The organism is Chryseobacterium taiwanense (assembly GCF_000813825.1).
Lineage (GTDB): Bacteria > Bacteroidota > Bacteroidia > Flavobacteriales > Weeksellaceae > Chryseobacterium > Chryseobacterium taiwanense.
In genome coordinates this window covers 310860-324340 of record NZ_JWTA01000005.1, presented here as the reverse complement: position 1 = coordinate 324340, position 13481 = coordinate 310860, and the positions used below count along the sequence as shown (strand labels likewise).

Annotated in this window: 10 protein-coding genes; 7 read left to right on the top strand and 3 right to left on the bottom strand. The window is 34.8% G+C overall.

The genetic code is table 11. The features are described 5' to 3' along the window. Window positions 1-6: 6 nt before the first annotated feature. The 3 genes from RM51_RS08035 to RM51_RS08025 are packed head-to-tail and all read left to right on the top strand — an operon-like array spanning window position 7 to window position 4599. Window positions 7-2538, top strand: coding sequence for a hypothetical protein (locus RM51_RS08035; RefSeq protein WP_185095001.1), 2532 nt, complete (start codon window positions 7-9; stop codon window positions 2536-2538). A gap of 5 nt (window positions 2539-2543) precedes the next feature. Beyond that, on the top strand, window positions 2544-3827 hold the full coding sequence (locus RM51_RS08030; protein WP_039367256.1) for a glycosyltransferase family protein: 1284 nt from the start codon (window positions 2544-2546) through the stop codon (window positions 3825-3827). A 13-nt stretch (window positions 3828-3840) separates the two neighbouring features. Next, window positions 3841-4599, top strand: coding sequence for a hypothetical protein (locus RM51_RS08025; protein WP_131667056.1), 759 nt, complete (start codon window positions 3841-3843; stop codon window positions 4597-4599). Window positions 4600-4613: 14 nt separating this feature from the next. On the opposite strand, the gene RM51_RS08020 is transcribed toward RM51_RS08025, so the two are convergent. Next, the gene (locus RM51_RS08020; protein ID WP_039367796.1) at window positions 4614-5252 is read right to left on the bottom strand and encodes a hypothetical protein; all 639 of its coding nucleotides are present in this window, start codon (window positions 5250-5252) and stop codon (window positions 4614-4616) included. A 149-nt stretch (window positions 5253-5401) separates the two neighbouring features. Between RM51_RS08020 and RM51_RS08015 the strand changes: the two genes are divergently transcribed. Continuing rightward, window positions 5402-6367, top strand: coding sequence for a YpdA family putative bacillithiol disulfide reductase (locus tag RM51_RS08015; protein ID WP_039367254.1), 966 nt, complete (start codon window positions 5402-5404; stop codon window positions 6365-6367). 80 nt (window positions 6368-6447) lie between these two features. Here RM51_RS08015 and RM51_RS08010 read toward each other — a convergent pair whose 3' ends face one another. Then, window positions 6448-7626, bottom strand: coding sequence for an MFS transporter (locus RM51_RS08010; protein ID WP_052248447.1), 1179 nt, complete (start codon window positions 7624-7626; stop codon window positions 6448-6450). Window positions 7627-7895: 269 nt separating this feature from the next. Between RM51_RS08010 and RM51_RS08005 the strand changes: the two genes are divergently transcribed. The 3 genes from RM51_RS08005 to RM51_RS07995 all read left to right on the top strand — a co-directional run bounded on the left by RM51_RS08005 (window position 7896) and on the right by RM51_RS07995 (window position 11723). Continuing rightward, the gene (locus RM51_RS08005; protein ID WP_039367251.1) at window positions 7896-8771 is read left to right on the top strand and encodes a helix-turn-helix domain-containing protein; all 876 of its coding nucleotides are present in this window, start codon (window positions 7896-7898) and stop codon (window positions 8769-8771) included. Between the two features lie 89 nt (window positions 8772-8860). Continuing rightward, window positions 8861-10801: an oleate hydratase gene (locus tag RM51_RS08000; RefSeq protein ID WP_039367250.1), complete on the top strand. Its 1941-nt coding sequence runs from the start codon at window positions 8861-8863 to the stop codon at window positions 10799-10801. Window positions 10802-10826: 25 nt separating this feature from the next. Beyond that, the gene (locus tag RM51_RS07995; protein WP_039367247.1) at window positions 10827-11723 is read left to right on the top strand and encodes a 3-hydroxyacyl-CoA dehydrogenase; all 897 of its coding nucleotides are present in this window, start codon (window positions 10827-10829) and stop codon (window positions 11721-11723) included. A 76-nt stretch (window positions 11724-11799) separates the two neighbouring features. On the opposite strand, the gene RM51_RS07990 is transcribed toward RM51_RS07995, so the two are convergent. Beyond that, entirely contained in the window at window positions 11800-13473 is a 1674-nt protein-coding gene (locus RM51_RS07990) for a glutamine--tRNA ligase/YqeY domain fusion protein (protein WP_039367246.1), read from the bottom strand. Window positions 13474-13481: the final 8 nt, after the last annotated feature.

The following is a 13481-nucleotide window of genomic DNA, read 5'->3' as shown; positions in this document are numbered from 1 at the left end:
ATCAATATGGCGAAAAATAAAAACTTAATTTATATTGCAATTTCATTAGTTGTCTTTATAGTTTTAGCATTTTTATATTCCACTCCTGTGTTCACAGGAAAACAGCTTTTCCAGCATGACATTGTACAATACAGAGGAGGTGCAAAAGAGCTTTTGGACTACAGAGCTGATACAGGAAACGAAACCTACTGGAGTGACTCCATGTTCGGTGGAATGCCTACTTATCAGATGGGAAGTCGATTTAACGGGGATATTATCAAAAAAATTGACAGCTATCTGAATATTCTTCCGAGACCTGTTAATTATATTTTCTTACTTTTTTCAGGATTTTTCCTGTTAGGAATGGTAGCAGTCAGAAACTGGAAATATGCTCTTTTAGGAGCTACATTCTTCGGGCTTTCTACCTATTTCTATATTGCCATTGCGGCGGGACATAATGGTAAAATTAATACGATTGAGTATTTTGCACCACTTTTAGCAGGTATTTTACTTGTTTATATGCGGAAACAGTACATTTGGGGATTCATTGTCACTACCCTCTTCATGGGGCTTCAGATTGCAGCAAACCACCCTCAGATGACCTATTATTTATTTATTGCTTTAGGTTTCTTATTTATTTCTGAGCTTATAAGAGTCATTCAGAAGAAAACAGAAGTAAAACATTTTCTGATCTCTTCAGGAATTATTGCTGCATCATGTTTGATTGGAGTAGGAATGAATTCACAGAGAATCATGGCCAACTCTGAATACATCAAAGAAACTGTTCGTGGAAAGCAGATCTTAACCAACGACAGTCATACCGAAGGAAATTCAGGAATGGATAAAGAAAGTATGCTGATGTGGAGCTACGGAAAACTGGAAACACTGAACCTTTTCATTCCAAGATTGATGGGTGGCGGAAGCCAGGAGCCGGAAGGAAAGGAAATGATGGCAAAAATTCAGGAACTGGTTCAGCAAAACGTAGAATCTCAGGCTGAATATGACAGAATTTCTAAAGGATTCGGAAGTCTTACCTATTGGGGAGACCAACCCGGAACTTCAGGACCGGCTTATCAGGGAGCAATTGTTTGTTTCTTAGCCGTTTTAGGATTCTTCTTTGCGTCTAAAAAATACCGTTACTGGATTTTAGGAGCTTCTATTCTTACCATCTTTTTGGCTTGGGGAAGCAACTTCATGGCACTTTCAGATTTCTTCATAGACTTTGTACCGTTTTATAATAAGTTCAGAGCGCCGTCATCTATTTTAGTGGTAGTTGAATTATTATTCCCATTAATTGCAATTATTGGATTGTACAAATTCTTTACCGATGAAAAACTAACGGAAGAATACAAACAAAAAATTCTTACTTACGTAGGAGGAGGAACATTAGGATTGATCTTAATTCTTCTTATTTTTGGTAAATCTCTATTAGGATTCCATACAGACAACGAGCAGGCTTATTTACCTCCTTTCCTATTGGATTATCTGACAGACGAGCGATTCAAATTATTCAGAATAGATGCGATCAAAGCATTTATTTATATCGTTATTACCGTTATTGCTCTATTCTTAAGCTTAAAGAAAAAACTAAACCAAAACATTGTTTTAATCGTTATTGGAGCGGTAAGCTTATTTGATCTTTGGACGGTTAACAAGCGTTATCTAAACGATGAAAATTACGTAGATAAGATCTTTGCTGAAAATCCTTTCCAAACAGAAAGCTCAGACCTTTTAGCTGAGAAAGTTCAAGGAAATCCAAATTTGGAATCTATTATTGCGAATGTAAATGTTAACAAAACATTAGAAACGATTGCTGACAAAGACAAAACGCATTATAGAATTTTCAACAATATTTTAGGAACATTCAGCGAAACAAACACTTCATACTTCAAATCTTCAATCGGAGGATATCATGCCGTAAAATTGAGAAGATATGATGATGTCATCAACGAATATTTCCAGGTAATGGATTCTGTAAAAGTTCCGAACATCCTCAACCTTTTAAATGCTAAATATTGGGTAGTAGGATCACCGGAGCAACCTCAGGCAGTTCCCAACCCTACAGCAAACGGAAATGCTTGGTTTGTAAGTGATTTAAAATTTGTAAACACAGCAAACGAAGAAATTAAGTCTATCGGACTTATTGATAATAAAAAAACAGCCGTTATTGCCTCTTCTGATAAAGAATATTTCAACAGCAAACCTGTTCAGGCAGACTCTACAGCAACAATCAGCTTAACGGGATATCAGCCGAATGAACTTGAGTTCAAATCAAAATCAAGAACTCCTCAGTTAGCGGTATTCTCTGAGATCTATTATCCTCATGGATGGAAAATGTTCGTAGACGAAAAAGAAGTTCCTTACATCAAGGCAGATTATCTTCTTCGTGCCGTTCACGTTCCTGCAGGAAATCACAACATAAGAATGATCTTTGAGCCGGAAGTTATTGAAAAAGGAAAATGGATCTCTCTTCTTTGTTTCGGTCTCTTTATCATATTAAGTGGACTTGGAATATTCATGATGAATAAAAAGAAGAAGGAAATTATTGAAACTGTTTAGAGCCAATGGAACACAAAAAAATATTGATCATCACCTATTACTGGCCTCCTGCGGGAGGTCCTGGTGTTCAAAGGTGGCTGAAATTCGCAAAATATTTACCTGATTTTGGGTGGAAACCTATCATTTATACTCCGGAAAATCCAAGTTATCCGTTATTAGATGAAAGCCTACTCAAAGACGTTCCTGAGAATCTTGAAATCGTAAAAACAAAAATCTGGGAACCTTATCAACTGGCAGAAAAGCTAAATAAAAGCAATAAAAAATTCAAAGCCGGGCAATTTGATGTAGGTAAAAATCAAAGCTGGAAATCAAAACTTTCAATCTGGGTAAGAGGAAATTTTTTCATTCCTGATGCGCGAGTTTTTTGGGTAAAACCTTCCGTACAATTCCTGGAAAAGTATTTAAAAGAGAATAAAATCGATGTTGTGGTAACTTCCGGTCCACCCCATTCTTTACATTTGATCGGTTTAGATCTGAAAAAGAAACTTCCCAATTTAAAATGGATTGCTGATTTCCGTGATCCATGGACGGAAATTTCATACTATAAACATTTAAAACTTACCAAAAGTTCAGATCAGAAACACCGTCAATTGGAAAGTGCTGTTTTCAAAAATGCAGACATTACCTTGGCGACAAGTTATACAGATGCAGAAAACTTTAGAAAGAACGGAGCTAATGCAATTTGTATCACTAATGGATTTGATGAGACCGATGCTTCTCAAAAGATCTCAAATTCTGATCAAAAATTTACATTAAGCTATATCGGTGTTTTAGAGCAGTTAAGAAATCCTGAAAACCTTTGGAAAGCACTTTATGATTTAGTCACTACAAATTCAGATTTTGCTGAGAATTTTAGCTTAAAATTTGCAGGAAGAGTCGATGATAAAATCTTACAGGAAATTGAAAATTCCGGTTTAAAAAAACACATTTCCAACCTAGGTTATCTTTCTCATGACAAAGCTATTGAAGAAATGGCAAAATCTTCGCTTTTACTGATTACCAACTTCCCTAATGAATCTTCAAAAGGAATCATTCCCGGGAAGATCTTCGAATATCTGGCTACAGGAAAACAAATTATTTCTTTTGGTCCGAATGGTGCCGATGTTTCAAAAATACTGGAAGAAACCAAAGCTGGAAAACATTTCGGCTATAATGATTCCGAAAGTATCAAGAGCTTTATCTTAGAAAAATTTGAGCTTTGGAAAAACGGAAATCTTTCTGACAATACGCAAAATATTGAGCAGTTTTCAAGAAAAAATCTGACAAAAAAATTGGCAGAAATATTATAATTGAACACAATTCATGAAAATTGTATTACAGCTTATTTCAATATCATTTTTAATGTTGATTTCAAATTGCAGTAAACATGAAAATAAGCCTCCTTTATTAGTTGCATCTCAAAAGTTTTATGACTTAAATAAGACCGATATCTTATTTACAATTTACAACGACAGTACTTATTTTGTGAACAAAACAACAACCGAAATAAATGAAAATAAGATTGAAAAATGGAAAGGAAAGCTTAAAATAAAAAAAGATACAATTAAATTTTACCCAAATGAATTAACTTACAATAATAGTAAAACAGCTATATTAAAGAATGGTTTTGTAGAATTTATAGATGGGGATTATCCTGAGAGAATGAAAATTCGAAGAACATCTCTATTGGTAAAAAATAACATTGATTTTAAGAATCTAAATAATTATGCTGTTTTTACCTTCTATAAAAAATATCATAATTCCTTTAGAGAAAAAGATTTATCCAATTACGAACTCAGTACAAAAGAACTTTTTAAAATTGATTCTATTTTTAAAAATGAGTTTAATTCTAATAAAGATTTAGAAAAATATTCTGATTATTTAAAACAAATTGTAGCTGTAAAAAATATCAAAAATGAAATAATTATACAGGCTCACTTTTACTGTAAAAGTAAGTTTTTATCTGAGAGCTATATGTATTATGAAACAAGTATGATGGATGGAGGAAACTGCAATATCTATATTGAATTAAATCTAACAACTGGAAAATTTAATTTTATAAATATTGCAGGAATTGCTTAATTCTATATAGATCTTTATATCGTCCATTGATCATTCACTACCGCAACCAGATAATATTTTCCCTGAAGCTCTTCGAAAACCAAACGAAGACTTTTCCAGTCCATCCCAGCATTTGCTTCTGAACCTTTGATATAATTCTCTGTAAAATCTGCCTTTGGATAGATCTCCTTTAAATTGTTCAATGAATTCCCTTTCCCTAAGAATTCGTTAAAAGCAACCTGCCCAGTTGCAAAGTCTTTTGAATAGACCCATTTTGTTAGATAATTGTCTATCGTAGCTTTATACACATCTCCTGAACCATCCAATGTTCCCCAAGTAAACAAAGTTTTAGTCGGTTCATATTTTATGAAATTGGATTTTGAAAAGCTTTTATCTTCTTTAGGATTTACGAAAGCATACATTGAGAAACTCACTCCTTTCTCCGGATGAATAAAATCGGCAAATTTTCTATAATTCTTATCCTTTAAAGTCTGAATAATTTCTTCATTAAGTTCCTTTAGAGCCTGATCTTTACTTACCTCAGTCTGAGTAACCTTTGTAGTATCAGTTTTTACAGACCCGGTAGAATCTGTTTTGTCATTGATAAATTTTTCGGGATTTTTCTTGCAGGCAATCACACTTAGAATAAGTAATGAAGCAAATAGTTTTTTCATATTTTTTAATGTTTGATGTAAAAAATTCACCAAAAGCAATGCCATACTGAAGTTTTCAGAGGGATGAAATACAGATTAAGTATTATCTCTATAGTTTTTTTACATATCACTTAAAACACTGTACATCATGTTTTTTGTATTTTTGTGAGATGGAAATTTTGGATATTCTTATTATCGGCGGAGGCCCCATCGGATTGAATTGTGCATTAGAAGCTCAGAAAAATAATCTTACGTATTTAATTATCGAAAAAGGAACCATTGTAAATTCTTTATACAACTATCCTTTATATATGAGATTCTTCTCTACCGCAGAAAAGTTGGAAATTGCTAATATTCCTTTTATCTCTACGGCTCCAAAACCCGGAAGACAGGAAGCTTTGGAATACTATCAGGGAATTACAAGACAACGGAACCTCAACATCAATTTATACGAAAAAGTAGAAAAAGTTTCCAAGGAGAATGAAATCTTCACTGTGGCTACTTCCAAAGGAGAATATTTTGCTAAAAACGTAGTGATATCAACCGGATTCTATGACATTCCAAACCTGATGAACATTCCGGGAGAGCACTTATCCAAAGTAAAACATTATTACACGGAGCCTTATCCTTACGCCCAACAGAAAATTGTAGTCATAGGTTCGAGCAATTCTGCGGTAGATGCCGCTTTAGAAACGTATAGAAAAGGAGCCGAAGTTACCATGATTGTCCGCCACTCCGAGATTTCAAAAAGTGTAAAATATTGGGTGAAACCGGATATTGAGAACAGAATTGCAGAAGGAAGTATCAAAGCTTATTTTAATTCGGAGATGGTAGAAATTAAAGAACGTTCTGTAGTTTTTAAAGATGAGAAAGGAGAAGCCCATGAAATTGAAAACGATTTTGTATTGGCTATGACAGGTTACCTACCAGATTTTGATTTCCTGAGAAATTCCGGAATAGAATTACAAGGAGATTGCCTGAATCCGTTTTACAATGCTGAAACAATGGAAACGAATGTTTCTAATCTTTATCTAGCCGGTGTTGTTTGCGGAGGAAAAGATACGCATCTTTGGTTTATTGAAAACTCAAGAATTCATGCAGAAATGATTCTGAGAAATATTCTTTCTAAATCTTAATATCTTTTAATGATCTAAGATTTTAATCGAAAAATATATTAAAAAGGAAAGCCTTAGATAAAGTTTTCCTTTTTTGATTTTTACCCTTCAATCTCAAGGTCTTTTTTATCTTTAATCAGCCACGGGACAATAAAATAAAAGGCAACAGCAATTATTGTCGCCAATATTCCGGTTCCAATCCATAAGGCATTGAATCCGAATTTTTCCGCAATTAAAGTTCCTAAATAAGGCGTTACGATAAAGGCTATAGAAAAGGAAATTCCATTCAATCCCATATAAGCGCCTTTATTGTTTTGTCCGGATCTCAATGCTGTAATAGTTGACATGAAAGGCAAAGTCCAGATTTCTCCTATACAAAGCAAGGTCATAGAAATAACCAAGGTAATGATGCTGTAATCAAATGCCATCATCGCGTACGAAAAGCCACAAATAAAAGTTCCCAGTAACATTGTTACGGCCAGATTAAAATATTTCTCTGCAATCTGCACAAATCCCATTTCGAGCAATACAATCAAAAAACCACTATATCCTAAAATATATCCGATGTTCTGCTGACTCAATTTTGCAGTATCCTTATAGAAGATCGTCAATGTACTGAACAGCTGAAAGAAGCAAATGGAAAACAACATACAAAAGAAACAATACACCAAGAATCGACCGTCGCGATATGGTGAATTTTCTTTTTTAATTACAACTGCTTCTTTTACTTTTCTTGCTTTTAATCGGGCAATTTTATTACGTTTTCTGAAAAATATAATATAAAGAATTCCTGCCGACAAAGCCGCCAAAGCATTAGAGAAAAATAAGAATTCATACGAAATAGCAGAGAGAATTCCGCCCAAAGCAGGACCAATTGAAAATCCTAAATTGACCGCCATTCTGTTTAATGAAAAAGCTCTGGTAATATTCTCAGGCTTTGCATATTTTGTAATAGCGACTGAATTCGCCGGACGAAAAGCATCACTTACAATACTTTGCAGTAAAATGATTGAGGCTACTCCAATTTCTGTTTTAAAAACAGGAATCAAACAAAATAAAGGAACACTCAACAGCAGACTTATAGACTGAACTTTATATTCCCCGATCTTATCGGTAATATAGCCTCCTAACCAAGATCCGATCACGGATCCTATTCCGAAAAAGCTGAGAACAATTCCTGTATTTTCTATACTGAATTTCAAATGATCGGTCATATAAACTCCCAGAAACGGAAGCACCATAGAACCGGCCCGGTTGATGAGCATTACCAACGCAAGCATCCAACTTTCTTGAGAAAGCCCTTTAAAAGAGTTTGTATAGAGATGGATAATTTTCAAAACTAAAGAATGGAATACATGCAAAAGTACTCAAAACCTTCCCTAGGGAAAGGATTTTATATTAAAAAAAATTAATTTCCCCGTTAATCCAATGCTTAATAATGAGAATATTTTTTCTTATTTTTAAATGAAAATTTAATAAAATTCGTAAATTGTATACGTATTGATGTATTTTTCTACTTTTTAAACACAAATCTCAAAATAACGCCGGAATGATAGCCTATGAAAATTTACATGACACTCTTTCATTTTACAGTATTGATTGCCGGGAATCTTATTATATCTCTTCCGGGAAAACTATTTTCAGCTTTCCTGAAGAATCTTTCAGGATGGATTATTATGCGCTCTGCATCTGTACTTCAGGGAATATACATATTGAGATCGACAATAAAAAGTATGCCATTTCAAAACACGGATTCCTTATTTCTGCACCTTCTACGATTGTAAGGTTTTTGAAAACCAGTGATGACTTCAGAATGAAGCTTCTCTTTTTTGATAAAAATTTTCTCCTTAAAAACATTTCTGATCCTTTTATTATTGAGAAGATGAATATTTTCAGAGAAACCTCTTTCAGTATCATCAACTCTAATGAAAATGATGCTTCTGTACTCATTAATCTTTTAGAATATATGAGTAAAAAAGTTCAGAAAAAAGGAAAATATATTGATGAGATTATAAGGACCATTATTTTTAATATTTTACTGGAAACCGCTGAAATCATCAGTAAGAAAGATATCAACATTGAAAACGATGAAGTAAAGAATAATCTGTTCTTTAAATTTAATAAACTCATTAGGGAAAATATTCAGCATTCCAAAAATGTTCAGTTTTATGCAGAGCAGTTATTTATTTCAAGAAAATATCTTATTGAAGTGGTAAAAAAAGCCTGTGGAAAAACACCTCATCAGATCATTGATGAAATCCTTCTAAAAGAAGCCTACAGCATGTTGGGAAATCCGCGTTTAACGATTTCTGAGATTGCTTTTGAGCTTCAGTTCAATTCTGTTTCTGCTTTTGGCAGATTCTTTAAGAAACATACCAATATTTCTCCTTCCGAATATAGGAACAGCGAAAATTTCAGCAACTGAGAATTTAGGGATAATAATTCCGACATTGGGGATATACTACCTCCCGGAAGTCAGCGTACCTTTATGTTGTTAATAAAAAACAATACAAAATGAGTACGATTACATCAAAATTCGACAAAGTTTTAAATGCTTACGATGGGTACGGAAAAGTAAACCACGAACCAGATTCCAGTAAAGAAGTACAGATTAACACCCCTGAAAAGACAATGCCCTTTTCAGATCAGATTGGAAACTACCAAAGAAACAAAGGGATTCCTGTAAAGTCCTATGAAAACAGTAAAATCTATATCGTAGGAAGCGGAATTGCAGGAATGTCTGCTGCCTATTATTTTATAAGAGACGGTCATATTCCCGGAGAAAATATTATTTTCTTAGATCAGTTACCTATAGAAGGAGGCTCTCTGGATGGTGCCGGAAACGCTAAAGACGGATACATCATTCGTGGAGGTCGTGAAATGGATATGACATATGAAAACCTATGGGATATGTTTCAGGATATTCCTGCCTTGGAATTGCCGGCTCCTTATAGTGTATTAGATGAATACCGATTAATTAATGATAATGATCCCAATTATTCAAAAGCCAGATTAATTCATAATCAAGGGCAAATACAGGATTTCAGCAAATTTGGTTTAGAGAAAAAAGACCAATTGGCCATTGTAAAACTTCTTCTTAAGAAAAAAGAGGAACTGGATGATCTGACGATTGAAGATTATTTCAGTGAAACTTTTTTAAACAGTAATTTCTGGTTTTTCTGGCGTTCTATGTTCGCTTTTGAAAACTGGCATAGTTTATTGGAATTGAAACTGTATATGCACCGTTTTTTACACGCCATAGACGGAATGAAAGATTTCTCCTGTCTTGTTTTCCCGAAATACAATCAGTACGACACCTATATTACTCCGTTAAAAAATTATCTGGTAAGTAAAGGAGTAAAAATAGAGTTCAATACATTAGTGAAAGATCTTGATATACATATTGATACGGAAGGAAAAACCGTAGAAAGCATCATCACCGAACAGAATGGTGAAGAGGTAAAAATACCTGTAGGAAAAGAAGATTATGTAATCGTGACCACAGGTTCTATGACGGAAAGTACTTTCTACGGAGACAATAAAACAGCTCCGGTTATTACCATTGACAATTCTTCCGGCGGACAAAGCGCAGGATGGAAACTTTGGAAAAACTTAGCCGCAAAATCTGAAGTATTCGGAAAACCGGAAAAATTCTGTAGCCATATCGAGAAATCTGCCTGGGAATCAGCAACACTAACTTGCCGTCCTTCTGCTTTTGTTGAAAAATTAAAAGAATTATCTGTCAACGATCCTTATTCAGGAAAAACAGTAACGGGTGGTATTATTACCATTACAGATTCTAACTGGGTGATGAGTTTCACCTGTAACAGACAGCCGCACTTCCCAACTCAGCCGGATGATATCCTGGTAATCTGGGTATATGCATTGCTGATGGATAAGGAAGGAAATTATGTTAAAAAAACAATGCCTGAATGTACCGGAGACGAAATACTTGCAGAGCTTTGTTATCACTTAGGAATTGTAGACCAATTGGATAACGTGGTGGAAAATACCATTGTAAGAAGTTCATTCATGCCATACATTACCTCAATGTTCTTGCCAAGAGCGAAAGGAGACAGACCAAGAGTTGTTCCGGAAGGGTGTAAAAACTTAGGTTTGGTCGGTCAGTTTATAGAAACCAATAATGATGTTGTGTTTACTATGGAAAGTTCTGTGAGAACAGCAAGAATAGCCGTTTATGAGCTTCTTAACCTAAACAAACAGGTTCCGGATATCAATCCGCTTCAATATGACATCAGACATTTATTAAAAGCCACCCAGTCCTTAAATGATTATAAACCGTTTTTAGGAGAAGGTATTTTAAGAAAAATCCTTAAAGGAACTTATTTTGAGCACATTTTGGTGAACCGCCCTGAAGAAAAAGAAGAACACCAATCTTTCTTTATGGAGCAGATTAATAAGTTTCAGGATTTGATAAAAGGAATTAAAAGTTAATTCCAATCAATTAAAATCAAAAGTTATGAACTTTAAAAATGTAACAATAGCAGGAAGTGGAGTTCTTGGATATCAGATTGCATTTCAGTGTGCTTTTCACGGGTTTAATGTTACCGTTTATGATATCAATGATGAGGTTCTGGAAAAAGCAAAAGCCAAATTCGATGGAATGGCAGATAATTTTAAAAGAGATCTGAATGCCACCCAAGACCAGCTTGATGCCACATTAAAGAATTTACATTACAATTCTGATTTGGCAGAAGCTGTAAAAGATGCGGATCTTCTCATAGAAGCCGTTCCGGAAAATCCGGATATAAAAATAGAATTTTATCAAAAGCTGGCGAAGGTTTCTCCAGAGAAAACAATATTTGCGAGCAACTCTTCTACCCTGCTTCCAAGTCAGTTTGCAGAATATACAGGAAGACCTGAAAAGTTTCTGGCATTCCACTTTGCCAATGAGATCTGGAAACACAATACCGGAGAAGTCATGAAGCATCCCGGAACTTCACAGGAAGTTTTTGATGCAGTCCTCCAATTTGCTAAGGATATTGGAATGGTTGCTCTTCCCATTTATAAAGAACAACCGGGCTATATTGTCAACTCTTTATTAGTTCCTTTACTGAGTGCAGCTATGGAACTTTGGATAAAAGAAGTTGCCGATATAGAAACCATTGATAAAACCTGGATGGTTGCTACAGGAGCGCCAACAGGACCATTCGGAATTTTAGATGTTGTTGGGATTACAACTGCCTATAACATTAATAAAATGGAAGCAGAAGCCACACAAGATCCCGATAAACTCAAACTTGTAGAAACATTACAATCTGAATTTATTGATAAAGGAAAACTCGGAGTACTTTCAGGGGAAGGTTTTTACAAATATCCCAATCCGTCTTATCAGGAAAAAGACTTTTTGAAATAAGTCCATTAAAAATATATTTCAAAAAGAAAGAGGATTCAGTCAATGAATCCTCTTTTTGTATTGTATTTTCTTATACCTATTCCGGTTTATAAGAATCTTTCAAAGTAACTGTTCTGTTGAAAACCATTTTGTCTTCTGTAGAATCCTGATCTTTTGTAAAATATCCAATTCTTTGGAATTGAAGAGGTTCTCCAACTGCCACTTCTTTTAAGCTAGGCTCAGCAAATCCCTGAACGGTAGTTACCGAATCCGGATTGATGAAATTTAAGAAATCCACATCTTTCTCAGCATCTGGCTGCTCAACAGTAAATAGTTTATCGTAATTTCTTACCTCCACAGGAATTGCATGTTTCACAGATACCCAATGAATGGTACCTTTTACTTTTCTTAAACTTTCCTCAGTTCCACTTCCTGACTTAGATTTTTCATCGTAAGTTGCATAAATGGTCGTGATGTTTCCGTTTTCATCTTTCTCTACTCTTTCACCTTTAATGATATAAGCTGATTTTAAACGAACTTCTCCACCTAATTTCAATCTGAAGAACTTATTATTAGCTTCTTCCTTGAAATCTTCACGCTCAATATATAATTCTCTTGAGAACGGAATTTCTCTTGTCCCAGCATTTTCCTGCTCAGGATTATTTTCTGTTTCCAGCCATTCTTCTTGTCCTTCAGGATAGTTTTCAATCACCAATTTGATTGGATCAACTACCGTCATTACACGTTTTGCCACCTTATTCAGGTCTTCACGAACGCAGAATTCCAATAACTGAATTTCGATAAGGTTTTCTCTTTTAGCAACCCCTATTTTTTCAATGAAGTTTCTGATAGAAGTCGGTGTAAAGCCTTTTCTTCTCATTCCGGAAATCGTAGGCATTCTAGGATCATCCCAACCGTCCACTACATTCTCAGCAATAAGCCTTTGTAGTTTTCTTTTAGAAGTGATCATATAAGAAACATTCATTCTTGCGAATTCTCTTTGCTTGTTTCTTACTTTACCTTCATCATATACCTGATCCAGATACCAATCGTAAAGAGGTCTGTGGTTTTCAAATTCCAAAGAACACAATGAATGTGAAATTTGCTCAATATAATCAGATTCACCGTGCGCCCAGTCGTACATCGGATAAATTTTCCAGTCTGTACCTGTTCTGTGATGTGGCTTATTCAGAATTCTGTACATCACAGGGTCACGCATATTCATATTTGGTGAGGTCATGTCGATTTTTGCACGAAGAGACATTGAACCACTTTCGAATTCACCGTTTTTCATTCTTTCAAATAAGTCTAAAGACTCTTCAATAGGACGGTTTCTGTATGGCGATTCAATTCCCGGTTCTGCAGGATTTTTTCTTTGCTCAGTAATCACTTCAGAAGGTTGCTCATCTACATAAGCTTTTCTTTCTTTAATTAGCTGAACTGCCCAATCGTAAAGCTGCTGGAAGTAATCGGATGCGTACAAAACTTTATCCCATTTAAAACCTAGCCATTCAACGTCTTTCATAATAGAATCTACGAATTCCTGTTCTTCTTTTTCAGGGTTCGTATCGTCGAAACGAAGGTTTACGGGAGCATTGTATTTTTCACCAAGACCAAAGTTGATGCAGATCGCTTTCGTATGACCTACATGCAGATAACCGTTGGGTTCAGGTGGAAAACGGAAACGGATCTGATCATTTCTCAGACCGTTTGCCAAATCATCTTCGATAATTTGCTCAATAAAATTGAGAGATTTTTTTTCTTCTTCCATTAAAATTC

Coding starts and splice junctions, on each gene's coding strand:
- RM51_RS08035 (WP_185095001.1), top strand. CDS start 7: ATGGCGAAAAATAAAAACTTAATTTATATTGCAATTTCATTAGTTGTC.
- RM51_RS08030 (WP_039367256.1), top strand. CDS start 2,544: ATGGAACACAAAAAAATATTGATCATCACCTATTACTGGCCTCCTGCG.
- RM51_RS08025 (WP_131667056.1), top strand. CDS start 3,841: ATGAAAATTGTATTACAGCTTATTTCAATATCATTTTTAATGTTGATT.
- RM51_RS08020 (WP_039367796.1), bottom strand. CDS start 5,252: ATGAAAAAACTATTTGCTTCATTACTTATTCTAAGTGTGATTGCCTGC.
- RM51_RS08015 (WP_039367254.1), top strand. CDS start 5,402: ATGGAAATTTTGGATATTCTTATTATCGGCGGAGGCCCCATCGGATTG.
- RM51_RS08010 (WP_052248447.1), bottom strand. CDS start 7,626: ATGCTTGCGTTGGTAATGCTCATCAACCGGGCCGGTTCTATGGTGCTT.
- RM51_RS08005 (WP_039367251.1), top strand. CDS start 7,896: ATGATAGCCTATGAAAATTTACATGACACTCTTTCATTTTACAGTATT.
- RM51_RS08000 (WP_039367250.1), top strand. CDS start 8,861: ATGAGTACGATTACATCAAAATTCGACAAAGTTTTAAATGCTTACGAT.
- RM51_RS07995 (WP_039367247.1), top strand. CDS start 10,827: ATGAACTTTAAAAATGTAACAATAGCAGGAAGTGGAGTTCTTGGATAT.
- RM51_RS07990 (WP_039367246.1), bottom strand. CDS start 13,473: ATGGAAGAAGAAAAAAAATCTCTCAATTTTATTGAGCAAATTATCGAA.